The sequence below is a fragment of the Streptomyces sp. NBC_01006 genome, from assembly GCF_045162725.1.
Taxonomy (GTDB): Bacteria; Actinomycetota; Actinomycetes; order Streptomycetales; family Streptomycetaceae; genus Streptomyces.
Genome location: NZ_CP108700.1, coordinates 714,791 through 741,446 on the forward strand (window position 1 = coordinate 714,791; position 26,656 = coordinate 741,446).

At 70.6% G+C, this 26,656-nt stretch carries 28 protein-coding genes and 1 tRNA gene; 15 read left to right on the top strand and 14 right to left on the bottom strand.

The window, feature by feature from the left end; translation table 11 throughout:
- Positions 1–14: 14 nt before the first annotated feature.
- The 3 genes from OG509_RS03180 (at position 15) to OG509_RS03190 (ending at position 1,814) form a co-directional block, all read left to right on the top strand.
- Positions 15–851, top strand: coding sequence for an undecaprenyl-diphosphate phosphatase (locus tag OG509_RS03180; RefSeq protein WP_406179901.1), 837 nt, complete (start codon positions 15–17; stop codon positions 849–851).
- 148 nt (positions 852–999) lie between these two features.
- A complete protein-coding gene (locus OG509_RS03185) occupies positions 1,000–1,161 on the top strand; it encodes a hypothetical protein (RefSeq protein WP_406179903.1) in 162 nt (53 codons plus the stop codon).
- A complete protein-coding gene (locus tag OG509_RS03190) occupies positions 1,158–1,814 on the top strand; it encodes a phosphatase PAP2 family protein (RefSeq protein ID WP_406179905.1) in 657 nt (218 codons plus the stop codon). The genes OG509_RS03185 and OG509_RS03190 overlap by 4 nt, the downstream gene beginning before the upstream one ends.
- Before the next feature lie 91 nt (positions 1,815–1,905).
- Here the strand turns inward: OG509_RS03190 and OG509_RS03195 are convergent, their stop codons facing one another.
- Together OG509_RS03195 and OG509_RS03200 are read right to left on the bottom strand one after the other, a co-directional pair.
- Complete coding sequence (locus OG509_RS03195) at positions 1,906–2,844, bottom strand: M48 family metalloprotease (protein WP_406179907.1); 939 nt, start codon at positions 2,842–2,844, stop codon at positions 1,906–1,908.
- Positions 2,841–3,212 (bottom strand): BlaI/MecI/CopY family transcriptional regulator, encoded by a 372-nt coding sequence (locus OG509_RS03200; RefSeq protein WP_387291699.1) that lies wholly within the window; start codon positions 3,210–3,212, stop codon positions 2,841–2,843. The genes OG509_RS03195 and OG509_RS03200 overlap by 4 nt, the downstream gene beginning before the upstream one ends.
- 168 nt (positions 3,213–3,380) lie before the next feature.
- On the opposite strand from OG509_RS03200, the gene OG509_RS03205 reads away from it, so the two are divergent.
- Together OG509_RS03205 and OG509_RS03210 are read left to right on the top strand one after the other, a co-directional pair.
- The gene (locus OG509_RS03205; protein WP_406179910.1) at positions 3,381–4,043 is read left to right on the top strand and encodes a DedA family protein; all 663 of its coding nucleotides are present in this window, start codon (positions 3,381–3,383) and stop codon (positions 4,041–4,043) included.
- A gap of 133 nt (positions 4,044–4,176) precedes the next feature.
- On the top strand, positions 4,177–5,166 hold the full coding sequence (locus tag OG509_RS03210; protein ID WP_406179912.1) for a glycerophosphodiester phosphodiesterase family protein: 990 nt from the start codon (positions 4,177–4,179) through the stop codon (positions 5,164–5,166).
- 70 nt (positions 5,167–5,236) lie between these two features.
- On the opposite strand, the gene OG509_RS03215 is transcribed toward OG509_RS03210, so the two are convergent.
- On the bottom strand, positions 5,237–5,794 hold the full coding sequence (locus tag OG509_RS03215) for a winged helix-turn-helix domain-containing protein (protein WP_406179914.1): 558 nt from the start codon (positions 5,792–5,794) through the stop codon (positions 5,237–5,239).
- Positions 5,795–6,019: 225 nt separating this feature from the next.
- Positions 6,020–6,280 (bottom strand): putative leader peptide, encoded by a 261-nt coding sequence (locus tag OG509_RS03220; RefSeq protein WP_406179915.1) that lies wholly within the window; start codon positions 6,278–6,280, stop codon positions 6,020–6,022.
- Between the two features lie 177 nt (positions 6,281–6,457).
- On the opposite strand from OG509_RS03220, the gene OG509_RS03225 reads away from it, so the two are divergent.
- The 7 genes from OG509_RS03225 to OG509_RS03255 all read left to right on the top strand — a co-directional run bounded on the left by OG509_RS03225 (position 6,458) and on the right by OG509_RS03255 (position 12,565).
- On the top strand, positions 6,458–7,648 hold the full coding sequence (locus tag OG509_RS03225; protein WP_406179917.1) for an acyl-CoA dehydrogenase family protein: 1,191 nt from the start codon (positions 6,458–6,460) through the stop codon (positions 7,646–7,648).
- Between the two features lie 117 nt (positions 7,649–7,765).
- Positions 7,766–8,224, top strand: coding sequence for an RrF2 family transcriptional regulator (locus tag OG509_RS03230; RefSeq protein ID WP_406179919.1), 459 nt, complete (start codon positions 7,766–7,768; stop codon positions 8,222–8,224).
- 152 nt (positions 8,225–8,376) lie between these two features.
- On the top strand, positions 8,377–8,475 hold the full coding sequence (locus tag OG509_RS03235; RefSeq protein WP_385578229.1) for a putative leader peptide: 99 nt from the start codon (positions 8,377–8,379) through the stop codon (positions 8,473–8,475).
- Positions 8,476–8,694: 219 nt separating this feature from the next.
- Positions 8,695–9,804: an aliphatic sulfonate ABC transporter substrate-binding protein gene (locus tag OG509_RS03240; protein WP_406179921.1), complete on the top strand. Its 1,110-nt coding sequence runs from the start codon at positions 8,695–8,697 to the stop codon at positions 9,802–9,804.
- Between the two features lie 25 nt (positions 9,805–9,829).
- Positions 9,830–10,627, top strand: coding sequence for an ABC transporter ATP-binding protein (locus OG509_RS03245; protein WP_406179923.1), 798 nt, complete (start codon positions 9,830–9,832; stop codon positions 10,625–10,627).
- The gene (locus OG509_RS03250) at positions 10,614–11,498 is read left to right on the top strand and encodes an ABC transporter permease (protein WP_406179924.1); all 885 of its coding nucleotides are present in this window, start codon (positions 10,614–10,616) and stop codon (positions 11,496–11,498) included. Before OG509_RS03245 ends, OG509_RS03250 begins: the two co-directional genes overlap by 14 nt.
- Positions 11,499–11,569: 71 nt before the next feature.
- Complete coding sequence (locus OG509_RS03255) at positions 11,570–12,565, top strand: formylglycine-generating enzyme family protein (RefSeq protein WP_406179926.1); 996 nt, start codon at positions 11,570–11,572, stop codon at positions 12,563–12,565.
- Here the strand turns inward: OG509_RS03255 and OG509_RS03260 are convergent.
- Positions 12,504–13,787 carry an NAD(P)/FAD-dependent oxidoreductase gene (locus tag OG509_RS03260; protein WP_406179928.1) on the bottom strand — a complete coding sequence of 428 codons (1,284 nt, stop codon included), beginning with the start codon at positions 13,785–13,787 and terminating at the stop codon, positions 12,504–12,506. The genes OG509_RS03255 and OG509_RS03260 overlap by 62 nt on opposite strands.
- Before the next feature lie 182 nt (positions 13,788–13,969).
- Here OG509_RS03260 and OG509_RS03265 point away from each other — a divergent pair.
- Positions 13,970–14,043, top strand: a tRNA-Met gene (locus OG509_RS03265).
- A gap of 52 nt (positions 14,044–14,095) precedes the next feature.
- On the opposite strand, the gene OG509_RS03270 is transcribed toward OG509_RS03265, so the two are convergent.
- The 5 genes from OG509_RS03270 to OG509_RS03290 all read right to left on the bottom strand — a co-directional run bounded on the left by OG509_RS03270 (position 14,096) and on the right by OG509_RS03290 (position 19,463).
- On the bottom strand, positions 14,096–15,043 hold the full coding sequence (locus OG509_RS03270; protein ID WP_406179930.1) for an ion transporter: 948 nt from the start codon (positions 15,041–15,043) through the stop codon (positions 14,096–14,098).
- Positions 15,044–15,227: 184 nt separating this feature from the next.
- Positions 15,228–16,415, bottom strand: a complete 1,188-nt coding sequence (locus OG509_RS03275; RefSeq protein ID WP_406179932.1) for an MFS transporter — start codon at positions 16,413–16,415, stop codon at positions 15,228–15,230.
- 100 nt (positions 16,416–16,515) lie between these two features.
- Complete coding sequence (locus OG509_RS03280) at positions 16,516–17,178, bottom strand: deoxynucleoside kinase (RefSeq protein WP_406179934.1); 663 nt, start codon at positions 17,176–17,178, stop codon at positions 16,516–16,518.
- A 278-nt stretch (positions 17,179–17,456) separates the two neighbouring features.
- Positions 17,457–18,512, bottom strand: coding sequence for a tartrate dehydrogenase (locus OG509_RS03285; protein ID WP_406179936.1), 1,056 nt, complete (start codon positions 18,510–18,512; stop codon positions 17,457–17,459).
- A 57-nt stretch (positions 18,513–18,569) separates the two neighbouring features.
- Entirely contained in the window at positions 18,570–19,463 is an 894-nt protein-coding gene (locus OG509_RS03290) for a LysR family transcriptional regulator (RefSeq protein WP_406179938.1), read from the bottom strand.
- Positions 19,464–19,597: 134 nt separating this feature from the next.
- On the opposite strand from OG509_RS03290, the gene OG509_RS03295 reads away from it, so the two are divergent.
- Complete coding sequence (locus OG509_RS03295) at positions 19,598–21,112, top strand: carboxylesterase/lipase family protein (RefSeq protein ID WP_406179939.1); 1,515 nt, start codon at positions 19,598–19,600, stop codon at positions 21,110–21,112.
- On the opposite strand, the gene OG509_RS03300 is transcribed toward OG509_RS03295, so the two are convergent.
- Both OG509_RS03300 and OG509_RS03305 read right to left on the bottom strand, forming a co-directional pair.
- Complete coding sequence (locus OG509_RS03300) at positions 21,063–21,878, bottom strand: aquaporin (protein WP_406179941.1); 816 nt, start codon at positions 21,876–21,878, stop codon at positions 21,063–21,065. The genes OG509_RS03295 and OG509_RS03300 overlap by 50 nt on opposite strands.
- 376 nt (positions 21,879–22,254) lie before the next feature.
- Positions 22,255–23,595 carry a YhgE/Pip domain-containing protein gene (locus tag OG509_RS03305; protein WP_406179942.1) on the bottom strand — a complete coding sequence of 447 codons (1,341 nt, stop codon included), beginning with the start codon at positions 23,593–23,595 and terminating at the stop codon, positions 22,255–22,257.
- Between the two features lie 136 nt (positions 23,596–23,731).
- On the opposite strand from OG509_RS03305, the gene OG509_RS03310 reads away from it, so the two are divergent.
- Positions 23,732–24,406: a MerR family transcriptional regulator gene (locus OG509_RS03310; protein ID WP_385590945.1), complete on the top strand. Its 675-nt coding sequence runs from the start codon at positions 23,732–23,734 to the stop codon at positions 24,404–24,406.
- Positions 24,407–24,454: 48 nt separating this feature from the next.
- Here the strand turns inward: OG509_RS03310 and OG509_RS03315 are convergent, their stop codons facing one another.
- Both OG509_RS03315 and OG509_RS03320 read right to left on the bottom strand, forming a co-directional pair.
- Complete coding sequence (locus OG509_RS03315; protein ID WP_406179944.1) at positions 24,455–25,804, bottom strand: lipase family protein; 1,350 nt, start codon at positions 25,802–25,804, stop codon at positions 24,455–24,457.
- A gap of 96 nt (positions 25,805–25,900) precedes the next feature.
- Positions 25,901–26,554: a DinB family protein gene (locus OG509_RS03320; RefSeq protein ID WP_406179946.1), complete on the bottom strand. Its 654-nt coding sequence runs from the start codon at positions 26,552–26,554 to the stop codon at positions 25,901–25,903.
- Between the last annotated feature and the right edge of the window lie 102 nt (positions 26,555–26,656).

Here is a 26,656-nt window from a genome sequence, read left to right on the forward strand (position 1 = left end):
CAGGGACGGACGAATTGAGCACCATCGGCATCGGGCAGGCAGCGGTCCTCGGCATCGTCGAAGGGGTCACCGAATTCCTGCCGGTCTCCTCCACCGGCCACCTGAAGATCACCGAGGGGCTGATGGGCATCCCGGTGGACGACAAGGCCGTCGTCGCCTTCACCGCGGTCATCCAGGTCGGCGCAATCGCCGCGGTCCTGGTGTACTTCTTCAAGGACATCGTGCGGATCATGACCGCCTGGGGACGCGGCCTGGCCAACCGCGAAGAGCGGTACCACCACGACTACAAGTTCGCGTGGTGGGTCATCTACGCCACCATCCCCATCGTCGTCGTGGGGCTGGCCGCCAAACCCCTGATCGAGAGCACCCTGGCCTCCCTGTGGGTGGTCGCCGGCTCCCTCATCGTCGGCAGCGGCCTGATGTGGGCCGCCGACCAGATGGGCCGGCACAAGCGCGGAGAGGACGACACCGACCTCAGGGACGCCATGCTGGTGGGCTGTTCACAGATCCTCGCCCTGCTCTTCCCCGGTTTCTCCCGCTCCGGCGCCACCATGTCGACCGGCCTCATCCTCGACCTCGAACGCGTCGCCGCCACCCGCCTCTCGTTCTTCCTGGGCATCCCCGCCCTGACCGGCGCGGGCCTGTACGAGCTCAAGGACGCCATCGGCGCCGGCGTGGACACCCTTCCGCTGGCCGTCGGCACCGCGGTCTCCTTCGCCGTCGCCTACGCCTCGATCGCCTGGCTCCTGAAGTTCGTCGCGAAGCACTCCTTCAACGCCTTCGTCATCTACCGGATCGTCATCGGAGTCCTGCTCTTCGGCCTGCTCGGCACCGGGGTCCTGACCGCCTGACGGCGGACCCCTCGGCCATTGACCTCACGCTTACCCCGCAGTCGTCTACAGTGCAGTAGACCACCTGCGGCATGTCAGTCGCCCGGGTGTTCCGCCCGGTCGCCTTCGGCCGGCTCCTTCGAGAGGCCCCACCTGCATGGCCGCTTCCGTGCCCACCGCAATCCACCTCGCGGTCAACCCGTACGCCGCGCTGCGCGAGGACGCCCGAGGCGCGGAGGAACCGCCGGCGAAGTACGGGCACGCCGTCGAGCTCGCGGTGGCGGACCGGCCGAAGGCCGGCCCGATGCGTCCGCTGCCGGTCTCCCCATGACCCGCGCCCGACTCGCACGCCGGGCGGGCCTGCTGGCCCTGAGCGCCGGCGTGCTCTTCGCCCTGCTGGCGCTGTGGGTCGTACGCACCCCGGATCATCTGCTGCCCGCCGATGCGGCCCTGCACCGCTGGTCCGTGGAGCACCGCCCCGCCGTCCCCTCGGCCCTCGCCCGCATCGTCACCTACACCGGCACCGGGTTCATCCCGTACGTCCTGCTCGTACTGGCAGGCCTGTACGCCGGCCGCACCATCCGGCAGCGGGCCATCACGGCCGCCGCGCTGACCCTGTGCCTCGGCGCGGGCCAGACCCTGCGCTACGCGATCATGATGCTGATCGCGCGCCCCCGCCCGGCGACAGCGGACTGGGCGACGCAGGCCTCGGGCTGGTCCTTCCCCTCCGGCCACGCGAGCACCGGCGCGATGACCGCCGGGCTCCTGATCGCCGCTTTGTTCCTGCGCGGTTCCAGGGTGCCCCGCCTTGCGGCCACAGTGATCGGAGTGTGGGGTGCGGCGGTCGGCCTCACCCGCGTCTACCTCGGGGTCCACTGGTTCACCGACGTCATCGGGGGCTGGCTCTTCGCCACCGCCTGGCTGTCCCTCCTCGCCTTCGCGTACCTGTCGCGCACCGGCGGCCGGCCCACGGTCGGCGACTGACGGCCGGCGACTGACGTGCGGCAGCGCATCCTCGTCGAGGACGGTCAACGGGAGCTGCGGTCCGAGTAGGCCCCCGGGAGTCGGTCGGACTTCAGTCGGAGGGGTGCTCCCCCTGGGCGATTTCGACCCCGCGGTGTAGCCAGATCGCCCCGGCCAGGGAGGAAGCGCCGGCCGTGGCGCACAGCAGGGCCATGGCCAGCACCGCGGGGGCGATGCGCCGGGCGGGCGCATGGGCCAGCAGCGCCTTCACGCGGGCGGGGACGGGTCCGGTGACCGCGCCCGCCGCGAGCACGGACCGCTCGGACCGCCTGCTGCCACGGGTGGCGGCCAGCGCCGCGCGCCCCACGGCCTGCGCGGTGAGCAACCGGTCGCCGGTGGCGCGGGCGGCGGCCTCGTCCGCGGCGCGTTCGGCGGCGAACGACACCTGGGGAACGACCGCGGCCAGTGCCGGGTGGCACCATCCGGCGAGCTGGGCGGCGGCGAGGAAGAGGTGGTGGCGCGAGGCGAGGTGAGCGCGCTCGTGGGCCAGGAGCACCTCGCGCTCGCGCGGATCCAGCGAGCGCAGCATGCCGCTGGTCACCACGACCCGGCCCGTGCCCGTCAGCCCGGGCAGGGCGTAGGCGTCCGGGCGGGAATCGTCCAGTACGCACACCCCTCCGACGTGCGGAAGATGGGCGACATCGCCATGGGCACTGCGCAGGCGCTTCACCTCGGACCATCCGTGTCGGATCACGGTGACGCCGGTGACCGCGACGGCCCCGGCGGACAGCGCGGACATCCCGAAGGTCAGCGGCGCCGGCCCCGCCTGGAGCGGTTGCACCAGGTGTACGAGGGCGGCCAGGGGCGGTATCGCCAGAGCGAGGGGCAACAGCAGGACACCCAGGCACGCCACGACCCCGAGGGCGAGTGCCCCCGAGGCGGTGGTGATCGTCCACAGCGCGACGTCGGGCCTCACCCGGGCGGCCACACGCCGGGCGAGCGGCGGCAGGGCCCAGGGCAGCAGGAGGGGGACGAGCAGCAGGACGATCACTGACCGCCTCCCTCCAGCAGACGCCTGAGCTCGGCCTCGTCATCGGGACTGAGCCCTTCGACGAAGCGCGCCAGGACGACGCTGCGGTCGCCGTCCTGGTCGAGCTCGCGATGCATCCGGCGGGCGGTGAGGCCGTGCGCGTCCTCCACCGGAAAGTACAGGAAGCCCCGCCCGCCCGGATTCCGGTCGATGACGCCCTTCTCGTGCAGCCGGGCGAGCAGCGTCGCCACCGTGGTCCGGGCCAGCGGCTGCGGTATCGCCGCTCGCACCTGAGCCGCGGACTGCGGTTTTCCCGCCGCCCACAATGCCGCCAGAACGCTGGACTCCAGCTCGCCCGCCGGCCGACGTTCGCTCGCGCTGCCCGTCATGGAACCTTCCCCTCGGAGAGATCGTCTACAGTAAGGTAGACGGACTACTGTCTTGTAGACAGGGAGGGGCGGACGGCGCCCGTGCTGTCCGGCACCCGGCCTCCCGGCAGCCCCTTGTCTGCGACGGTGAACCCCACCCCGACCACCATTATCGATGGGACCGCGCCGATGCCCCTTACACAGCTCGCCGCAGCGCCGCCGTTGCACCTCGCCGTGAACCTGCTCGACGCCCAATCCCTCCTCGCCACGTTCGGGACGATCGGCATCGCGGTCGTCCTGTTCGCCGAGACGGGGCTGCTCGTCGGCTTCTTCCTGCCGGGGGCCTCGCTGCTGTTCACGGCCGGACTGCTGTGCGCGGGCTCGGCGGCCTCCCCGGGGCACCTGTCACTGCCCTGGGTCCTCCTCGCCTCGGCGGCCGGCGCCCTCGCCGGCGCGCAGACGGGCTATCTGCTGGGCCGAAAGGCCGGGCCCGCGTTCCTGACCCGGACGAAGTCCCGCAAGATCGGCGAAGGCGCCGCCCGGGCGGCGGAGATCCTCGAACGCTACGGGTACGCGAAGGCCATCGTCCTGGCCCGTTTCCTGCCCATCGTGCGGACCGTACTGAACCCGCTCGCCGGGGTCCTGAACGTACCGGCCCGCACGTTCGCCCTCTGGCAGGTCCTGGGCGGTCTGCTGTGGACCATCGGCCTGGTCCTGGCCGGATACGCGCTCGGCGCCTCCGTACCCAACGTCGACCGCTACCTGCTGCCGATCATCGCGGCCATCGCCGCCGCGTCCCTGATCCCGATCGCCCTGGAGCTGCTGCGCTCCCGCCGCGCCGCCCGCCCCTGACAGCCGATCGGCAGTTCCGATGCGGCCGGCAGACCGCAAGACGATTGCGTTCATCATGCATTTATCGTGCGTCAACATGTGACGGGTGAGATCAATTGTCCGGTTCAGGACAGAGACATGAAGGAGCGGCTTCTTGACCACTCACCTCAAGCGTGCTGCCGGCCAACGGCTGTTACTGGCGCTGATCACGGCCCTGTGCGCGATCATCGGCACCACCGCGCTCGGTACGACCCGGGCGGCAGCGGCCGATCAGCGTCACCCGATCTACGCCATCGCGCACCGCGTCGACACCCTGGGCGGCGTGGACGCCGCACTCAAGCACGGCGCCAACAGCATCGAGATAGATGTCTGCGCCTGGTGGAACCCGAACGAATGGCGGGCCTATCACGACTGCTCCTCGGCCGGTGACAACCGGCTGGGCCCCAGCTTCGACAGCATGATCGACCGCATTGTCTCGAACGCCAACGCGGGACGCCGGCTGTCGTTGGTCTGGCTGGACATCAAGGACCCGAACTACTGCGGAGAGCAGGAGAACCGCGGGTGCAGCGTCGCCGGACTGCGCGACAAGGCACAGCGGCTGACGGCTGCCGGGATCCAGGTGCTCTACGGGTTCTACGAGTACCACGGCGGCAGTACCCCGGACGTCGGCGGCCGGGGCTGGAAGAGCCTGGAAGGCAGGCTCGGCAGCCTGGAGGGCATCACGACGACCGGAACCCGCGACCAGGTCCGAGGTGCTTTCAACCGGTCCGGTTCCGGATTCCCGGCCGGACGCCGGGTGATGGACTACGGCGACAGTGACATCACCAAGGGGTTCGGCAACTGCACGGAAGCCACCTACAACACGTGCGCGGAACTGAAGAAGGGCTCCGCGGACCGTGACGCGGGACAGCTCGCGGCCACGCTGTCCTGGACGACCACGTACAACGATCCGTGGTACGTCGACAAACTGCTGGGCGACGGGCGCGTGGACGGGATCATCGCGGGCTACGGGGCCTTCACCGGAGTGCGCGAGTACGACGACAGCTGGCAGTGCGCCAACGCCATCAGCCTCGTCCGTGACTGGGTGAACCGCCACAGCGGCACCCACCGCATGGCCACCCCTGGTGACCGCCTGTTCAGGTAGCGGCGGGGCCCCGGGGCCGGTACGGGACAGCCGGATTCCTCCCGTCGGCCCCGGCGCAGCCGACCCCGGGCTACGGCTGGTCGGGAACGTACTTGTAGCCGACGCGGCGCACGGTCGAGATGCGGCCCCGGTAGGCGGGTCCGAGCTTGCGGCGCAGCCGGGCTACATGGACATCGACCGTACGGCCGTCGCCGATGTGCCCGTACCCCCAGATGCCCGAGATGAGGGCATCACGCGTGTGAACCGTGTACGGGTGGGCCACGAGGTGGGCCAGGAGGTCGAACTCCAGGTAGGTGAGATCCAGTTCGCGCCCGTCGACCTCGGCCAGCCGACGTGTCCGGTCCACCCGGATCGCGTCGTCGAGCCGGCCGGACTCGGGCTCCCGGGCCGGCGCCGACCCGGGAGCCTGCGGCAACCCGGGCACGAGGGGATGGATCTCCGGGCGTATGCCGTGCGCCTGCATCAGCGCCACCGGGTCGACGTTCGCCGGCAGGAACACGAGGTACCCGACGCGACCGCCGTCGGTCCCGCCGGCGGGGACAGCGGGCGGACGGTCGCCGACCAGATGGAGGCGCGGTGCCGGGGAACGGCGGACGGCCGGTGCGGGTGCGGGAATGGCGGTGGTCACGATGAGCCCCTTCGGCTGCGCGGAGTGAGGTACGGAGGCCGGGTGTTCGGGCACGACAGGGCGCGGTGTCTCCGTGAAGGAGTCGACCGGGAGGTTCGGCGCGTCGCACGCCGGACCGATCCGCAGGCCCCGAAGGGCCGGGGTCACGGACGGGGCGACGCACAGACGGAAGCGGCAGCCGGGACACCGGCCGGCGCATCGAGGAAATGCCCTGAGGAAGAAGCCCTAGACGGGTCGGCAGACGGCGCTGGCCACGCGACGGAGGTCAACGTGCCTGCGGCGTACGAGCAACGGCTGCGACGGGGACATGGGCACATCGTGGGGTGCGCGGCGGGCGCGCGTCAATACTTCCCTACTGATTGCATAGGAAATGGCCGGATGAAGGGGCCCTGCCACCGAGAGGACCGGGGGAAGAACTCCCCGACTCCACGCGCCCCCTGACAGGGGATCCGGCCGCGATCCCACCGACCGGCCTCTGGCCTGCATCGTCTTTCATCCCGAGATCGGACTGTCCATCATTCGGTCACGCTCTTGCCGGGAAGGTCGCTTCGGGCGAGTATCCCTATCAATCCGATGGGAAAGGTGGGGATCGTGGCCCTGGCCGGTCGCGGCCGGCTCGCACACCCACCGTCTGCCACCCAACAACGTTCCGGAGTAGTCGACATGACCACCGCCAGCCCCCACGGCACCGACGAGCGGCACCACGCACTCCTGCGTACCGCCCGCGATGTGGCGGACGACCTCGCCGCGGACGCCATTGCTCGCGACCAAGCCGGCAAGCCGCCGACCGACGAGACGGCCCGGCTGCGCGAGGCCGGTCTGCCGGCGGCCCTCACCCCGCCCGGGCCCGGCCGCGGTGCGGACTGGCGTACCGGATGCGCCGTCATACGGGAGATCGCCGCAGCGGACAGCTCTGTCGGCGACCTGCTCGCCCGTCACTACGTACACGCCTGGAGCGGACGCTTCTACGCGGATCACGAGCACGCCACCGCCCTCGAAGAGGAGTCGGTGCGCGAGCGGTGGCTGTGGACCGGGGCGGTCCGCACTCCCGCGTCCAACGACGACACCGAGGGACCGGACCTCAGCCTGAGGCCGCGCGCTACCGGCTACCTGCTGAACGGGCGCCGGTCCGTGGACACGGCGGTGGCCGCGGCCGACCAGATCGTGGTGGACGCCGTCTGTACCGCGACCGGCGACGTACTGGTCGTACGGATCCCACCCGGCGCACGGGGCGTGACCGTCGAGCCCGCTCACGATCGCCTCGGGCAGCGGGTCGCCGGCGCGGGTCAGGTAGTCCTGGACCGGGTCGCCATCACGCCGGAGCAGGTGCTGGGCCGCCGGCCGCACGACGAGGAGTCGACCCCACCCGTCACCGCGCTCGCGGAACCGGCGCTCCGGCTCGCCCTGTGCCACGTCGGCCTCGGCATCGCCGAGGGCGCCCTCACCGAAGCACGCGACCTCAGCAGGGGCGGCCGCGCACACCGACTGCCCGGTGAGGACCCGGACCTCTTCCTGACGTACGGGGAACTCGCCTCTGCCGCTCAGACGGCCACCGCCGTGGTCGACCGGGCGACGGAGGTCATGGCGCAGGCTCTCGCCAAGGGTGCGCAGCTCGATGCCGAGGTACCGGCGGGCGTCGCCGCCCTGGTCGCGACGGCCGAGGCCGTGACCTCGAAGGCCGCCCTGCACATCACCGCCCGGGTGCTGGAACTCGCCGACGCCCCCGGACTGGACCGGTTCTGGCGCAACGCCCGAGTCCTGACAGCCCACCGCCCGGTCGCGCACCGACTGCGCTCCATCGGCGAGCACTACCTCAACGGCTCCCACCGCGCGGTGGCGGCGGCCTTCCACTGACGCAGGCCACCCCTCTTCACCTCCCAGGCCCCTCGGCTGCCGGGCACGCGTACCTGCCCGGCAGCCTGCGGCCACCCACGGCGGTCGCCGGCCTGATCCATGCCGGATAATGGCCCTATGCGGATCTCAGCCAGGGCGGACTACGCGGTACGTGCCGCACTGCAGCTTGCCGCGGCACAGGATGACGGGCCGGTGAAGGCCGAAGCGATCGCCGACGCCCAGGACATCCCGCACAAGTTCCTCGAGGGCATCCTGAACGACATGCGCCGAGGCGGTCTCGTACTCAGCCAGCGCGGCGGCAACGGCGGCTACCGGCTGGCCAAGCCCGCCCGGTCCATCAGCATCGCGGACGTCATCCGCGTCGTGGACGGACCGCTCGTCTCGGTGCGCGGAGTCCGCCCACCGGACCTGTCCTACACCGGCCCCGCCCAGTCGCTGCTCCCCCTGTGGATCGCGCTGCGGGCCAATGTGCGCGAGATCCTCGACGGCGTGAGCCTGGCCGACGTCGCGTCCGCCGATCTGCCCTCTGGCGTATCGGAACTGGCCGATGCCCCCGGGGCCTGGACCAATCCCTGATCCCCTGGCTTCCTGACCCCTGCCCCACCTGCGCTTTCTCGCATTGCGAGATATAAGCGTCCACCATGCGGTCAACCTCTTGGGGCGGGTGCCGGGCTCTGCCAATATGCCTACCAACCAGGTGGGAAAACTAGGAATCAAGGGAGGCGGCCGTGCGAACACTGCACCACGCAGGCCGGATGCTGCCGCTGACCTCCCGCCGACACATCGACCTGGTCCGTACCTCCAGCGCCATCTGTCAGCCCGCCTGACACCCGTCGCCTGGCCGGTTCCGCGCGTTGCGCACCACTGAGCTCTGTCCCACTGCGCTCTCCGTCGACCGGGCAGGCCCCTCGGCCGACCTCACCGACCGCCTGCTTCCGAGCGCGGGCGTCCGACACCCACCCCTTCGCGTGCCGTGTGTACCGAGGGCTTCGCGTCGCCCATCTCTCCGTACCTCCCTGAACACCATCCCGTGAAAGGACACCTCCGTGTCTGCCGTCAGACCGCTCACCACCCTGCGCGCCATCGCCGTCACAGCGGCTCTTCCCCTGCTGCTCACCGCCTGCGGCTACGGTTCCGCGGCGAAGAAGGACGACGACAAGGCCAACGTCGCGGCCACCGGCGACAAGAAGCTTTCCGCGTCGGAGGTCCGTATCGGGTACTTCCCGAACCTGACGCACGCCACCGCGCTGGTCGGCCTGCAGGAGGGCCTGATCCAGAAGGAATTGGGCGCCACCGCGATCAAGCCGCAGACCTTCAACGCCGGCCCCTCCGAGATCGAGGCCCTCAACGGCGGCTCTCTCGACATCGGCTTCATCGGCCCCTCGCCGGCGGTCAACGGCTACGTCAAGTCCAAGAGCAGCAACCTGCGGATCATCTCCGGCTCGGCCTCCGGCGGCGTCAAGCTCGTCGTGAACCCGGACAAGATCAAGACCCTGGACGACCTCAAGGGCAAGAAGATCGCCACCCCGCAGAAGGGGAACACCCAGGACGTCGCCTTCCTCAACTGGATCGCGGAGAAGGGCTGGAAGGTCGACCCGGAGTCCGGCAAGGGCGATGTCTCCGTCGTCCGCACGGACAACAAGGTGACCCCCGACGCCTTCAAGCAGGGCTCGATCGACGGCGCCTGGGTGCCCGAGCCGACCGCCTCCAAGCTGGTCTCCGACGGCGCCTCGGTCCTCCTCGACGAGACCGACCTGTGGCCCGGCAAGAAGTTCGTGATCACGAACATCATCGTGTCGCAGAAGTTCCTCAAGGAACACCCGGACGTCGTCGAGGCCGTACTGGCCGGAACGGTGAAGACGAACGAGTGGATCAACGCCAACCCCGACAAGGCGAAGGCCTCCGCCAACGCGAAGCTGGAGGCCGACGGCGGCAAGCCGCTCGACGCGAAGATCATCGACCCGGCGTGGAAGAACATCCTGGTCACCGACGACCCGCTGGCCACCACCCTGAAGACCGAGTCCGACTGGGCGGTCAAGGCCAAGCTCATCGAACAGCCCGACCTCGCCGGGATCTACGACCTGACGCTCCTGAACAAGGTCCTCAAGGCCGCCGGCAAGCCCGAGGTCTCCGACGCCGGCCTCGGTACCAAGTAAGCCCGTAGTTCAGCTACCCCAGGAGGTGACGACCATGGCCACCACACTCGCCAAAGCTGTTGAGGACACCATCACGGTGACTCATGCCGCCCGCATCGAGCACGTCTCGAAGTCCTTCTCCGGCCCGGCCGGACCGCAGCTCGTCCTGGACGACATCAGCCTCGATGTCGCGCCCGGCGAGTTCGTCACCATCCTGGGAGCCTCGGGATGCGGCAAATCCACCCTGCTCAACCTGGTCGCCGGACTCGACAAACCCACCGCCGGCACCATCGAGACCAGCGGCCGGCCCGCGCTCATGTTCCAGGAACACGCCCTGTTCCCGTGGCTGACCGCGGGCAAGAACATCGAACTCGCCCTGCGCCTGCGCGGGGTCGCCAAAGCCGACCGCAAGCCCGAAGCCGAACGCCTCCTGGAGCTGGTCCGGCTCGGCGGCGCCCACCGCAAACGCGTCCACGAACTGTCCGGCGGCATGCGCCAGCGCGTCGCCCTGGCCCGGGCCCTCGCCCAGGACAGCCGCCTCCTGCTGATGGACGAACCGTTCGCCGCCCTCGACGCCATCACGCGTGACGTGCTGCACGGTGAACTGACCCGCATCTGGGCCGAGACCGACGTCTCCGTCCTCTTCGTCACCCACAACGTGCGCGAGGCCGTCCGCCTCGCCCAGCGCGTGGTCCTGCTCTCCTCACGCCCCGGCCGCATCGCCAAGGAATGGACCGTCGACATCCCCCAGCCACGCCGCATCGAAGACGCGGACGTCGCCGAACTGTCCATCGAGATCACCGAACACCTGCGTGGGGAGATCCGCCGCCATGGCCAGCACTGAAACGAAGCCGAAGACGGACGACCTCGCCGGCCTGGAAGCCGGCCTGGACGCCCTCGACGCCGTCCAGACCCACCGCACCCCGGCCCGTGAGGTCCTCGTCAAGAAGGTCCTCCCGCCGTTCATCGCCATCGGCCTCGTGCTGCTGGTCTGGCAAGTCCTGGTCTCCCTGAAGGTCACCGACGAGACCAAGCTCCCCGCCCTGTCCGCGGTCTGGGACAGCCTTTCCGACATGTGGCTCAAGGGCACCCTGCTCGAAGTCATCTGGACCAGCGTCTCCCGCGGCCTGCTCGGCTTCCTCCTCGCCCTGGCCATCGGCACCCCCCTCGGACTGCTCGTCGCCCGCGTCACATTCGTCCGCGCCGCGATCGGCCCCATCCTCCAAGGCCTGCAATCCCTGCCCTCCGTCGCCTGGGTACCCCCCGCCGTCCTCTGGTTCGGCCTCAACGACGCCATGATGTACACCGTCATCCTCCTCGGCGCCGTCCCCTCCATCGCCAACGGCCTCGTCTCCGGCATCGACCAGATCCCCCCGCTCCACCTCCGCGCCGGCCGCACCCTCGGCGCCACCGGCCTGCGCGGCGCCCGCCACGTGATCATGCCCGCCGCCCTCCCCGGCTACCTCGCCGGCCTCAAACAGGGCTGGGCCTTCTCCTGGCGCTCCCTCATGGCCGCCGAAATCATCGCCAGCTCCCCCGACCTCGGCCTGGGCCTGGGCCAACTCCTCGAAAACGGCCGCAACAACATCGACCTCCCCGGCGTCTTCCTCGCCATCATCCTGATCCTCGTCGTCGGCATCGCCATCGACCTCCTCATCTTCAGCCCCGTCGAACGCCGGGTCCTGCGCAGCCGCGGCCTACTGATCAAGAGCTGATCAAGCCGCCGACCTCGCGGCATCACCCGCGGGGCACCCGCCCTCCCTCGACGTACACCGACGGAGCCACCATGCTTTCCTGCTGCGCCCCCGGACACGGTGATGCCACCACCGTCGCGCTCTCCCTTGCACCGCGGCCACCTGTCGCCGCCGCCCCGCGGCCCGCCCGCGGGCTGATCGACGTACCGGGTGGGCGCTTCCTCATGGGCACCGACGACCCGGACTCCTCCCCGGCCGACGGCGAAGGGCCGGTACGCGAGGTCGCCGTCGACCCGTTCCGCATCGCGCCCACGACGGTGACCAACGCCCAGTTCGCCACCTTCGTCAAAGCCACCGGCCACGTCACCGAAGCCGAACACTTCGGCTTCTCCTTCGTCTTCGGCGGCTTCCTGACCGAGGACGTCGCCGCCGCGTCCGCGCCCGTGGCGGCCGTCCCCTGGTGGCGGGCCGTCCCCGGCGCCGACTGGCGGCACCCCGAGGGCGCCGGCTCGTCCGTCACCGCGCGCCGGAACCACCCCGTCATCCACGTCTCCTGGAACGATGCCCAGGCGTACTGCGCCTGGTCCGGCACGCGCCTGCCCACCGAGGCCGAATGGGAGTACGCCGCCCGCGGCGGGCTGGAACAGCGGCGCTACCCCTGGGGCGACGACCTCACCCCCCACGGCCGGCACATGTGCAACATCTGGCAGGGCGACTTCCCCACCCGCAACACCGCGGAGGACGGCTACGCGGGCACGGCACCGGCGAAGTCCTTCCGCCCCAACGGCTTCGGGCTCTACAACGCCGTCGGCAACGTATGGGAATGGTGCGCCGACCGGTTCGCCCCCGGAACCAGCCGCGTGATGCGCGGCGGCTCCTACCTCTGCCACGACTCGTACTGCAACCGCTACCGCGTCGCAGCCCGGAGCTCCAATACGCCCGACAGCTCCACCGGCAACATCGGCTTCCGCGTGGCCGCGGACAGCGAGTTCGACACAGGCGGTGCAGAGCCGGAGCCTGAGCCGGTCATGAGTCTGTGTTTGACCGGTCCGCAGGTGGCACAACCGCCAGGCGGTGCCGGATGTTGACGGCCGAAGCCTTGGCCAGTGCCACGGGGTTCAAGAAGCGCAGCGGCCCGATCAGGCGCTGTGCGAACAGATGCATGTGCCGCGCCACCGATTCATCGCGCGCCGCCGCCGAGAACACGAGCCGTTCCACGGGATTGAACGGGCGGGCCTTGGCGAAGTCGGCGGCCATGGACTGGTGACCGCGCAGCCGGCGCCGGTGTCTGCGTGCGTACGCCACGAGCGACTTGTCGAGGTCGCCCCGGCCGGCTGCGGCCGGGGCGACCGCCTCGGCCAGCCATTGCGCGGACTGCAGCGCCCATCCGCATCCCACTCCCCACAGGGGATCGCCGGTCAGGGCGGCGTCGCCGATGAGCGCGACGCCCGGTGCGGTCGGCTTGCGGGTGTGCAGCGGGTAGTTGACGGTACCGGTGATCTTCGTGATGCGTTCGGCGGAGTCGATGGGCGGTGCCTCGGGCAGGGCGCGGACGAATTCGAAGAAGCTGCCCTCCAGGTCCTCCCGGAAGGCCGGCAGCCGCTTCTTGTCCGGGAGCACCGCTAGGACCGTGACCCCGTCGTCGTTGGGGAACGCGTACGCCATGTCGGGTTCGAGGAACCACGTCTGGCCGATCCCGCCGTGCAGCGGAAGGTTGCGGAAGTGGGCGAGATACCCGAACCGCGTGTTCTCGTACTGCCGGGCAGGCATCCCGGCGGACTTCGCCACGGCCGAGTCCTTGCCGTCGGCGCCGACGACCAGGCGGGCCCGGATCTCGCGCTCGCCCTGCGGTGTCGATGCGCGCACCCCCACGGTTCGCCCGGCTTCCTGAACGAGCCCGGTCACGTGGTGGCCGAGGAGCAGATCGACGCCGGCGGTCTGCTCCGCATGGGACCGGATCAGCGGGTCGAGGGTGCTGCGCCGGATGTTGTACGCGTACGGCAGCTCGGGGCCCTCCGGCGCGGCCCTCGGTTCGATCCATCCCCAACGGGTGTACCAGCGGGCCTCGTTGCGGACCGCTCCCGCCTTCTCCAGCGCGGGGACGAGACCGAGTTCGTCCAGCACCGGGTGGGCGTTGGCCGTGATGGAGTGGGTGCACAGCGCCTTGTACGCCTCGGGGTCCGAGCGGCGTTCCAGCAGTGCGACGCGGACACCGCGTCGGGCGAGCAGGATCGCCGCGGCGCTGCCGGCGAGGCCGGCCCCGCTGATGACGACGTCGTAGTCGTATCCCGCGCTCTCAGGCTTGGTCATGCGCTGATCGCTCCCTTCGGTGGTGTGGTGCCGTTCGTGGGAGTGGTGCGGTGCGGTGCGGTGCGGTGCCCATGCTGTCAGGCACATGACGCATAGTAGGCAGTGGCGCGAGCGCTACCTGACCCGGCCGGCCGTCGCTGGTCGAACACTGCCGGGCAGTGCCGTAAGGTGGGGTTCACCGACGCGGGGTGGAGCAGCTCGGTAGCTCGCTGGGCTCATAACCCAGAGGTCGCAGGTTCAAATCCTGTCCCCGCTACTGCCAAGAAGGGCCCGGATCCTCAAAGGATCCGGGCCCTTCCCGCGTACGCCTACCGGGCTCCTGCCGACGCCCCGGCCAGCGAGGGGGATCCGGTCGTGACCGGCGACGCTGCGCCCGAGGGGTCGAGCTGGGCCTCCATGTCGTCGAGGGCGCTGCGAACCGCCGCGATCCGCAGCCGCAGCTCGTCCGCCCCCTCCGGCGCCACCCGCTCCCTTCGCCCTGCGGGCGTCCGGGCGGCGGCCTGCGCGGCACGCTTCTCTTCCTGCTCCATCTCACGCGCCTCCTCCAGGGCGTTGAGGACGACACCGATCAGCACGTTGACCAGGACGAAGGAGGCGAGGAGCACGTACGAGGCGTAGTAGATGATGCTGAACGGGGAGACCGCCAGTCCGGCATGAACGGCATCGCCCAGGCCCTCCAGCGTCATCAGCAGGAACAGGGTCAGCCCGGCCCGGCCGAGGGAGCCGTAGTGCACCGGGTCGTGGCCGGCGAAGCAGATCCACCCGATCATCGCGTACACGTAGAGGATCAGGGCGCCCACGAACAGGAAGCTGACCGTTCCGGGCAGGCTGCGGCCGACAGCGACCAGCAGGACCCGCAGCTGCGGCATGAACTGTGCGGTGCGCAGGACCCGCGCCAGGCGCAGCAGCCGTAGCAGCGTGGTGTTCTCCCGCAGGAACGGAACGAAGGCCGAGGAGACGACGAGCAGGTCGAACACGTTCCACGGATCGCGGAAGAAAGCTTTCGGCCGGTCGGCGTGCGCGGCCAGGCGGATCAGCATCTCCAGGCTGAACGCCACGACGCAGAACCGCTCGGCGGAGTGCAGGAGAACGCCGTACTCCACGGACAGTCCGCTGTACGTCTCCACGCCCAGCAGCACGGCGTTCAGGAGGATCACCGAGATGACCCCTAAGGCGAACACGGGTGCCTCGCTCACGTCGCGGCAGCGCGCGGCAAGCCTCTCGCGACCGGTGGACGTCCGAATGAGGTCTGACATCATGCTCCCTCGCCTGCGACCGGCACCCGGTCACGGGCTGTGTCGCGCCCCGGCGGATCCGAGGCTTTGATCAAGCTCCAGGTCGTGTAACGCCGCACGGGCGAATTCGAATCGCTCCGGCCCGACACATCGCCCGATCGGGGAACGGCGGCGCCCGGTCACGAGTGCCGAACGCGGTGCGCCACTACCCCTGGCGCACGGGGTGGCGGAGCAGATAGACGGCCGCGGCCGAAACCAGGGCCGTCATACAGGCGAGGAACACCAGTCCGGCGCCCTCCAGGCCGATGGGGCCGGTCAGTACGCCCACGCCGATCACCGGTACCGAGATGCCCGCGTACGCCACCACGAACAGCATCGAGATGACCGCGGCGCGCTGGTCTGCCGGGGAGGCCCCGGCCACCGCGGAGAGCGCCCCGCGGAAGGCCAGGCCCTGCCCGGTGCCGCCGACGAGCGCGCTGAGGACCACCAGCGCCAGCTGGTCCCAGTACAGGGCGCCCGCGAGCAGCACCAGCCCGGCGAGGAGTGTCACGCAGCCCAGCGGCAGGGACCGGCGGACCCCGATGCGGCCGACGGCCAGCTGTCCGGCGGTCGAGGCGAAGAACGCCAACGCGACGATCAGCCCGCTCACGGCCCGGTCGTGCACGCCCAGGGACTCGACGAGGAACGCCGGGCTGACCGACGTGAAGACTCCGAACAGCGCGAACCCCACGAACGAGGCGGTTGCGGCGGGCACGAACACCTGCCGCACCGACGCGGGCAGAGCGGGCCGCTGCGGCCGTACCGCCGCGAGCGGCTGCCGCTCCCGTACGGTCTCGGGGAGTCGCAGCAGGACGGCGGCCGAGCCGGCCACGAGGACGAGGTGGACGGCGAACGGCAGGTACAGCGGCCAGGGAGCGTACTGGGAGAGCACACCGGCGAGCAGGGGTCCGCAGCCGAGCCCGCCCATGTTGGCGGCCGTCGCCACGAACGTGGCGCGGGAGGAGCCGTCCCGCGGCGCCAGTTCGATGACGTAGGCCGTGGCGGCCCCGGTGAACAGGCCTGCGGACAGGCCCGACAGCAGCCGGCCCGCGTACAGCCAGCCCAGCCCGGTGGCGCACAGGAAGCAGACGGCGCTCGCCGCCGCAAGTCCCAGGCCCACCAGCAGGACGGGCCGCCTGCCCACGACGTCGGAGGCGTTGCCCGCCAGCAGCAGGACCCCGATGACGCCGAAGGCGTACACGGCGTACACGACCGTCACCTGCAGCTCGGAGAATCCGAACTTTTCCTGGTAGAGGCCGTAGAGGGGGGTGGGCAGGGTAGTGCCGGCCATGCACACGGCGAACACCGCCCCGCCGAGATAGCACTGGCGCCATCGCCTGCGATCACCGTCCATTCCGCCGACGGTAACGGCGCCCGGCATCGTGGACGGCGCGGCATGCCGAGGTCAGGGCGGACCGGACGGCGCGTCCGGTCCGCACTCGGTCTCGGAGCGCTCAGGCCCGGATCCTGGCCGCCGCCAGGGCGTCCTTGACCTCCTGCGCCACGCGGGCCGCGTCCTCGGGGCTGTTCACCACGTCCGTGTTGTTCATGTCGACGACGAGGACCTCGCTGGCCGAGTAGTGCTTGTGCACCCAGTCGTCGTAGCCGGACCACAGCGTCCGGTAGTACTCGACGAGGCTCTCGTCCTGCTCGAAATCGCGGCCGCGCAGCCCGATGCGATGCAGCACCGTTTCGAAGTCGGCCTTGAGGTAGACCATGAGATCGGGTGCCTTGCGGTACGGCAGGCCGTCGATCTCGCGCATCATCTCGTTGAGCAGCCCCTCGTACACCCCCATCTCGAGGGTGCTGATCCGGCCCAGGTCATGGTTGACCTTGGCGAAGTACCAGTCCTCGTAGATGGAACGGTCCAGGACGTTGTCGCCCTGCTTGTACGCCTCCTTGATCGAGGCGAACCGCGTCTGCAGGAAGTAGAGCTGGAGGAGGAAGGGGTAGCGCTTCGCCTGGATCTCTTCGGGGCTCGCCGTGTAGAAGAGCGGAAGGATCGGGTTGTCTGCCACGCTCTCGTAGAAGACTTCGCTGCCCAGCTCCTTGGCGAGCAGCTCGGCCACGCTCGTCTTGCCGATTCCGATCATGCCTCCGACGCAGATCACTGCCATACCTCACTTCTCCCTGGGGGTCTTCTGTTCGCGGTCGGGTGGGCCGGGCGCCACACACCACTGGGACGCGTGTCGGCGGTCACTCGATTCCCCAAGATCTTCATGATCAGCGCCATCCGGTCCCCGTCCGGACTGACCGTTCGGCAGTTGCCGCGTGCAGCGACGAGCCACCGCCCCGCGGCCGCCTTGAAGCATAAATGACGCTTCGCCCCACGCCCGCCAGAGCGCCCGCACCCCACCCCTCGTCCCGGTCTCCGGCGGCTACGCAGAAGCCCTGATCAGAGGTGCTGGAGGATGGTGGAAGTGAACTCGGCGGTGGAGGCGGAACCGCCCAGGTCGCGGGTGCGGACCGGGGTGGTGGCCAGGACGCGGGCGATGGCGTCGGTGATGTCGGCCGCGGCCGCGGGGTGGCCGAGGTGGTCGAGCATCATGGCGGCGGACCAGATCGCGCCGATCGGATTGGCGATGCCCTGCCCGGCGATGTCGGGGGCCGATCCGTGGACCGGCTCGAACATGGACGGGTACTCGCCCTGCGGGTTGAGGTTGGCGGACGGAGCGATGCCGATGCCGCCGGCCACCGCCGCCGCCAGGTCGCTGAGGATGTCCCCGAAGAGGTTGGACGCGACGACGACGTCGAAGCGTGCGGGGTCGAGGACGAACTTGGCGGCCAGCGCGTCGATGTGCTCCTGGTTCCACTCGACGGTGGGGTGCTCGGCGGAACGTTCGGCCACCAGCTCGTCCCAGAACGGCATGGTGTGCACGATCCCGTTGGACTTCGTCGCCGAGGTGAGGGGACCGCCGCGCCGTTCGGCGAGGTCGAAGGCGAAGTCGAGGAGCCGGGTCACTCCCGCCCGCGTGAACACCGCTTGCTGCACGGCCATTTCATCGGGACACCCGCGGTTCATCCGACCGCCGATCTCGCTGTACTCGCCTTCGGTGTTCTCCCGCACGACCACGAAGTCCACCTCGCCGGGCACGGCCGCGCGGACCGGGCTGGGGAGACCGTCGAACACGCGGATGGGGCGGAGGTTGACGTACTGGCTGAAGGCCCGGCGGATCGGGATGAGCAGCCCCCACAGGGAGACGTGGTCCGGCACACCCGGGTAACCGACGGCGCCGAGAAGGATCGCGTCATGCCGGCGGAGCTGCTCCAGTCCGTCCTCGGGCATCATCGATCCGTGGCGGAGGTAGCGCTCGCAGGACCAGTCGTACCGCTCGTAGGTGAACGTGATGCCGTGGCGCGTCCCGACGGTGTCGAGGACCTCGCGTGCCGCCGGGAGGACTTCGGTGCCGATGCCGTCACCGGGGATGAGGGCGATGCTGTGGTTCGTCATGGCTCGAATTCCAGCAATCAGTGGTCGTCCGGGTCCAACACGTATCCCCGATATGTCTCATAGGCCGGCCCTATCAGCCGGTGGACCGGCGATCTCCAGGAAGGCACTGGCGGCCGGCGTCAGCCGCCCCTTGCGGCTCACCAGGACGTTGTGCTGGACGCAGGCCGGTTCCAGGTCGAGGACGAGGGCTCCGGCCCGCTCGGACAGGTCGGCCCAGGATTCCGTCACGACCGCCAGTCCGACACCCCGGAGCACCAGGGGCAGGAAGGCCATGCGGTGTTCGGTCTCCACCGCGATGCGGACGTCGATGCCCTGTGCTTTCAGGTCGTCGACGTAGGCACGGATCCCGGTCCCGCGCTGCCCCACGATCAGCCGATGCCCTCCGAGCTGCTCGGCCTGCACCGCCCGCCCGGGCGGGAAGGGGCCGTCCTTCGGGGTGACCAGGACGAGCCTGTCGTCTCCGACATGGTGCGGGACGACGTCGCGACCCGGCAGCGGCGACGAGGTGATCAGCAGTCCGAGTTCGCAGCCTCCGTTGCGCACCGTCTCGATCACGGCCTCACGGGTGAGGGCTACGCGCAGGCTGAGCGACACCTCGGGATAGCGCTCGGTGAAGCGCTGGACCATGGTGCTGAGGGGTTCGATGGTGGGTGAGGCCATCGCGGCGATCTCCAGGCGCCCACCGCGCAGTTCGTGGACGGAGCCGACGCTGGCCCTGGCCAGTTCCAGTGCGTGCAGGGCTTCCCGGGCCCGTGGGACCAGTGCGGCACCTGCCTCGGTCAGGACCGCCCTCCTGCCGATCCTGTGGAACAGGCAGCCGTCCAGGTCGCGTTCCAGGGCCTGGATGGCCTGTGACAGGGACGGCTGCGACACGTAGAGCGCCGCGGCGGCGCGGTTGAAGCCACCGTGGTCCACGATGGCGAGGAAGTACGTCAGCTGCCGGAAGTCCACGGTTCAGAGTAGGCGCCCACCGGATCAGACCCTCCACACCAACCGTGGATCGAATTATATTGACGACCGCCAGTAGGGCGCAATATTTTGGGTGGTCCCAAGACCCTCTACCCCGGTCTGGAAGGACGCACTGGATGGGTTTCGCTCAGGACCGCACCGCGCCCGTCGTGAACACTCGCTCGGGCCCGATCCGCGGCGTCGTCGAAGACGACCTGGCCGTGTTCAGGGGCGTGCCGTACGCGGCGCCGCCCGTCGGCCCCCTCCGGTGGCGCCCCGCGCAGCCGCATCCAGGATGGAGCGCCCCCCTCGACGCGACGAAGCACGGCCCCAGTGCGCCGCAGGCCGTCCGCGAGGGCGACCCGGTCCTGGGCGGCCACGGGCTCCCGCCCTTCGACGAGGACTGTCTGACGCTCAACGTCTGGACGCCCGGCACCGACGACGCGCGCCGTCCCGTCCTGGTCTGGATCCACGGCGGCGCCTTCATCTCCGGGTCCGGGGCGATGCCCAACTACTCCGGCGAGACCTTCGCGCGGAGCGGCGACCTGGTGGTGGTGAACCTCAACTACCGGCTCGGACCGCTCGGCCTGCTGTCCTTGGCATCGGACAGCGGCGCGGAGTGCGCCAACGTCTGGCTCACGGACCAACTCGCCGCGCTGCGCTGGGTCCAGGACAACATCGCCGCCTTCGGCGGGGATCCCGGCAACGTCACCGTCGCCGGCCAGTCCGCCGGCGCGCTGTCCACCGCGGCACTCGCGGCCCACGCGGGTGACGGCCGGCTCTTCCACCGGGCCATCCTGCAGAGCGTCCCGCTCGCCATGCCCCTCGCCACGCCTGCCGAGTCCCTGGCCCGCACCGCCGCCTATCTGGAGATCGCCGGCGCGAAGGACGAGGACGAACTGCGCACGATGCCGTGGCCGCGACTGGTCGAGGCCACCGCCGGGCTGCTCGCGGCAACCATGGAATGGGGACACTGGACCGCGCCGTTCATGCCGGTGCTCGACGGCGGGACGGCGGCGCGGCAACCCGCGCTGAACCTGCTCGACGGCCCGGGCGCGGACATCGACGTCCTCATCGGCTGGACCAGGGAGGAGTCCGCCTTCACCTTCGCGCTGGGCGAGACGTACGCGTCGGCGACCAAGGAACAGGTGCTCCGCCGGGCACGCGACAGCTTCGGTGACGGCGCGGCCGAAGGGTACGCGGCGTACGAGGCCGCCCGCCCGGGCGCACGGCCGATCGACGTGCTCATCGACCTGAGCACCGACGAGCTGTTCAGGAAGCCCACCCTGGCGTTCGCGGAGGAGCGGGCGGTACGGGGCCGCCCCGTCTGGGCGTACGAGTTCGCTTTCCCCACCCCCGCGCACGACGGCCGGCTGGGCGCACCGCACTGCCTGGACCTGCCGTTCGTCTTCGACAATTTCGACAAGTGGTCGCACGCGCCGTTCCTGGCGGGAATGGACACCAGGATCAGGGACGGCCTCGCCAGGACCATGCACGGGGCGTGGATCGCGTTCATACGCACCGGCGACCCCAACCACCCGGCCATGCCGCGCTGGGACCGGTACGACCTGCAGTCCCGCACCACCCTGTGCTTCGACACCGTCACCTCGGCCGTTTCGCATCGCCGTGGGGGGCCGGACCGCCCCGGATGATCAGGCGGTGGGCGCCGGCGCCCAGAGCGGCCCCGAGGGCGGGTGCCACGAGGTAGATCCACAGGCCGGCGGTGGCTCCGGACATCAGCTGGGGGCCGAACTGGCGGGCCGGGTTGGCGGCGCCGCCGCTGAGCGGGCCCAGAACGGCGATGATCGCGCAGATGAGAAGCGCGAGGGCCGAGGGGAACCATCGTTCGTGGGCCGGGTGTACGAGGAAGAAGCCGATCATCAGGGTGACAAGGACCAGGCAGCCGCCCTCGGCCGCGAAGACGGCCCAGGCGCTCCACGAGGGCGCCGCGGCCGCCGCGCCGTAGCCGACCCGTGCGACCGCCGGCCCCCAGGCCAGTCGGGCCAGGGCCGTCCCGGCGACCGACCCGCCCAGCTGCGCGACGACATACACCACCACCCCGCGGCCGGGGAAGGCCCTCAGCAGCCACAGCGCGAGCGTGACCGCGGGGTTCATGTGCGCACCCGAGCGCCGCCCCCACGGGGAGCGGATCAGCCCGAAGACGAGCGCCCCGGCCAGCGCACCGACGACGAGGAGGGCCAGGTGGAGGCTGCCCAGGGCGAGGGGGGAGGCCGGATCGAGTACCCAGCGGATGATCGTGACCACGGTGAACATCAGCGTCGCGGTCAGGGCGAACTCGTACAGGGGGTGACCGGGGCGTGCGGGCTCGGTCCGTACGGGAGCCGGGGCCGCACCCGTGCGTGTTCCGGGTTCCCCGGCCGGGGCGGCCGCGGGCCCGGACATCTCGCCTCCGCTCATGGGCATTCCTTCCGATAGGGCGACGGCGCTCGGGTGCGTGCACGGTGCGCCCATCGAGGAAGCGTGCGGCACTCCCGGGCCGGGATGCGCGCGTACACGCCGACGAGCAGGTGGTGCGAGTCAAGGGCGGGCACCCGCGGGCCGATGCCAATGCCATGGAAACGCTTTCATTCGCCGTCGCACGCGCTCTTGTGCGCCGCCGGCTCTTCAGAGGGTTCGCCGGACTGTTCGCCGTCCTCTGCCTTGTGGCACCCGGGCCCGCGGCCGCGACGGCCGCCCACCACGCTCGGGCCCGTGCGGTGACCGTAACGGCCCCGGGCCGCAGCACGTGGCTGCGACCCGGGGCCGTTACGGAAGGGTGCCCACGGCGGCCGTCTCAGGTCGTGGCGTTCGCCTCGGCCGCGCGGGGCTCGGGGGTTTCGGCCGGGGCCGGGGACTCGTCGTCGGGCCGGGGGATGCGGTGCAGCCCGCGGCGGTCGTAGAAGCGGGTGACGGCGAAGCCGAATACCAGCGCGGCGACGAGGGCGATACCCATCGAGGCCCAGGCCCGGCTCAGGCCCGCGTCGGCCTGGGCGCCGTAGTAGAGGATGGCGCGCATGCCCTCGGTGATCTGGCGCAGCGGCTCGAAGTCGGCGAGGGCCCGGAAGAACCCGGGCAGCGCCTGGAGCGGCACGGTCGCGCCGGAGGAGGGGACGGCCATCGCGACGAAGACGATGGTGGCCAGCAGCATGCCGGGGGTACCGAAAGCGGCGAACAGGGCCAGGCTGCCGATGCCGACGACGGCGACGGTGGCGACGGAGTAGAGCCACAGCAGGCCGAGGTGGGAGGCGTCCATGTCGAGGATCTTGACGGTGGCGACCTCGACCAGGGTTCCCATCACGAGCGACATGCCGAGCATGAGCGCCATGCCGACGGCCAGGGTGCGGACGCGGCTGGTGTGCTGGACGGGCTCGCGCTTGCGGACCGGGCCGTAGTCGGTGTGCAGGTAGCCGAGGGCCGTGTCGACCTGGGAGTTGACCAGGTTGGCGCCGAGCATGCCGCAGACGACGAGGACCAGCGCGTAGTAGAAGGCGCTCAGACCCATGGCGCTGCGGGAGCCGACGGGGTGGCCGTCGGCGACGGTGACGGTCACGGGGTCGGCCAGCTTGAGCTGGGCGGCCGTCGGGAGCGGGGTCTTCTGGGCTGCGGCCTGCTTGAGGAGCTCCTGGCCGAGCTGCGCGGACGCGGTGTGGGCGGCCTTCTGGGCGGCCTGGGAGGCCATGGAGGAGCCGATGCTGCCGGCCGACTGGTTGGTCAGCACGGTCAGGGTGGGCGGGGTGGCCTTGCCCTGCGGCGCGGGCTGCGGGGCACCGAGCGCGGTCACCGTGGCACTGAAGTCCCGGGGTATGACGAGGGCGCCGAAGACCTTGCCCCGGCCCAGCCGCTTGTCGGCCTCCTCGCGGCTGACGACCTGCCAGTCGATGCTCTTGTCGCCCTTGGCGGCCTTCTGTATGCCCGCGACGATCTGCTCGCCCAGGTTGACGTGGCGGCCGCCCGCGTCGGCGCCGCCGTCCGTGTTGACCAGGGCCACGGGCAGGTCGCGCAGGTTGCCCTTGGGGTTGACGTTGCCGCCGACGTAAAGCAGGGCGAACAAGATCGAGACGACTGCGGCGATGAGTCCCGTTCCGATCCACAGCCGGGGTCGGCGGAGCACGGAGGGGTGTGTGGACTGGGGCATCGATTCTCCGGTGCGGCGGCGTTTCCTAGCTGGATACTCAAGGTATCCAGTCACTGGATAGTGGCAGTATCTTGTTGTGGTGTCCAATCGCCGATGAGGGCACCGGACCGCATGACCAGCCCAGCAGGGAAGCCGTATGAAGATCTCGGAGCTCAGCCGTCGGACCGGCGTGCCGGTCGCCAGCATCAAGTACTTCCGGCGGCAGGGCCTGCTGCCCGCAGGGCGGGCGACCGCCGCGACCCTGGCCGAGTACGGCGAGGAGCACGCGCAGCGGCTGCGTCTGATCAAGGCACTCACCACGCTCGGCGGCCTGTCGATCGCAGCCACCCGTGAGGTGCTCGGGGCCGTCGACCAGGCCCACACCTCGGAGGGCGCGCTCGGAGCGGTGAGCTACGCCCTCCCGGTGCCGATGGCGACCCAGAGCGCCGCGGGCCCCGACGAGGAGGCCGGGGCCGAAGCGGCCGCCGGGGCCGAGGTGGCCGAGCTGCTCGCGGCCCTGGACTGGCGGGCACCCGACACCTCACCGCACGTACACGGGCTGACGTCGGCGCTGAAGGAACTACGGCGGCTCGACGCCCGGTACGCCCCGGGAGAGCTCGCCGCCTACGCGAGGCTGGCCGAGTCGGTGGCCCGGCTGGACCTGGAGCGGGCAGCGGGCACCGAAGACCCGGTGGCCCTGGCCGAGCGGGCGGTCATCGTCTTCGCGATCTGCGCGCCGGTGTTCGAGCTGCTGCGCCGTCTCGCCCAGGAGAACCAGGTCCGGCGCCGCGTCGCGGACGCCGGCGACGCCGGGTCCGCGGCATCCCGGTAGCCCGCGTGGACCGGACCGACCCGGACCGGATCGGACCGGTGCGAGCGGTCACGGTGTGGACGTCGGCCGCTCCGGCTCCAGCGAGTTGCCCGCGGGGATCCTGCCGCAACTGGTGGGGGCGGTCCTGCCCGCGAAGCGGTCGTCCAGCCAGGCCATCGCGCGCGGCGCCCAGTACGGCATGGCTCCGACGTGGCTCAGCAGGCCGTACTGCTCGTACTTGATCGAGTTGTTGCCGGTGTCGCAGTACTGCCGGGCCAGCGCCCGTACGTCCCCGGCGATCATGACGCCGTCACCCGTGCCGATGCCCGGCGGGCTGTTGAACGTTCCTTCGAGCCAGCCCGCGTTCCCCTGCCCGATGAACCCCGGGACGGTCGGGGTGGCGGCCTGGCCCAGATTGATCTTGTTGACCGCTGCGACGAAGGCCGGTATGGAGTTCGGGTCCTTGTACTCCGGTTTCGCCATGTCCTTCCACGTCATCCCCGGGTGGTGGCCCAACGCATCGAGGATCGAGCCGCGTTCGAGCTCTTTGACGACCGCGAGGCCCTTCGGGCTCAAGTAGGGGGCGAGGTCGATGCCGTACGAGCGCGAGACGCCTACGAGCGCCATCGGGATCACCCCGTTCCACGCCAGGGCGCCGTCGACGTACCTGAGGTTGTGCGCGGGGGCGACGAGCAGCCCGCCCTCGGCGAAGCCGACCAGCTGCTTGTTCACCTCTGGCGCGTACGCGGGGGCGAGGACCGACGTCCAGTTGGTGGCGATGGCTCCGCCGGAGTAGCCGAACAGGCCGAACCTCGTGCCGGAATGCAGACCGGTCTCCTCGGTGCGGATGCCGGCGCGGATCGAGTCCAGGGTGTTCGTTCCGTACTCCGGGCCGGCCGCGAAGTCGGCGTTCTGGCCCTCGGTGTCCGGGATGACCAGGTCGTAGCCCTTGAGCAACAGCGGCGCCAGGATGAGGGATTCGGCGTTGGCGATGGCACCGCCGAGGGAGACGTCACCGGCGATGGCCCGGGAGGGGCCGTCCTCCGGGCTGAGGGAGTCGTAGAACGACTGGTACGACACCGCCTTGCTGCCGTCGCCGTGAGGACTGCGGACCACGGTGGTCACGTTGGCCGACGGCCTGCCCCGGGCGTCGGTCGTGCGGTAGAGCAGCTGGATGGCCTTCAACGGCGTCGGTATGCCGAAGACGTGGTAATTCAGCGTGCGCTTCTTCAGGACGTCGCCCGGCTGGTACGAGGACAGCGGCTTGCTGCCGTCGTAACGGTAGAACGGGTCGGGCGTCGTGGCGGCCACCCGTGCACCCGCGGCGGGTGCGGCCGCCGCTGTCGCCGTCGGCGCCGCGCCGACGACGACGGCGGTCACGATGGCGGTAGACAGCAGAGCAGTGGTTCTCCGGTTCATTACTCCCCCGTAATGTCGAGCCGCAGCGGCTTTACCTGGCGGTAACTTACTGGAGGTAACGCCGTTTCACATAGGCGTGTCACCGGGCGGTTCGAATCAGCTGTGGCTGTGTGGTGCGCCGTACCAGCGCCAGTTGGTCCGGCGGGGGCGGTCGGGCGTCTCGATGCGTCCCGTGGCCCACAGCAAGGTCGACCACGGGGTGTCGATGACGGGCACGTCGGGGAACAAGCGCGCGAGGGCCCGCTCGCTCAGGTCCCGCGGGGGCTCCCGGACACAGTCCAGGCCCTGGGTGATGTCGTGGGTGTGGACCAGCGTTTCGACGACACCCATGGCTGCGAAGCCCTCCGGGTCCGAGGCTCCGAAGACATGTGGGGCCAAGGTGGTTGCGGGCGCGGTGTCCACGGCGGCTGCGAGCAGTCCGCCGCAAGCCTCCACGACGGCCAGGAGCCCCTCCGGCCCTGCCTCGTGGTCTCCGAAGATGACGTTGGCCGGGCCGTCGGGTCGATCGCGGGACACGCGCAGCGGGACGCGCCGCACGCCCATGGGCTGCGCGAGCCCGAACCGCAGCGCGTAGGTGAGCAGATCGTCCGCGAGGTGCTCAAGGGTCTCCCACCGCGTCCACTCCAACTCCCCCGCCCGGTCGTGCCATTGGGTGGCGGGGACGCCTTCGAGGGCGTCGAGGCAGTGGGCGACGGCTCGGCGTACGTGTTTTCCCGACACCGGCGTGTGCGGTTCTCCGGACTGTGGCATGCGAGGAGCCTACAAAGCCGGACCGGGCGGGGCTGCGCCATTTGGGTGGGGGCCGAGTGGTGGGGGTGGGCTGCCGGTGCGAGCGTGGCAGACACCCGGCAT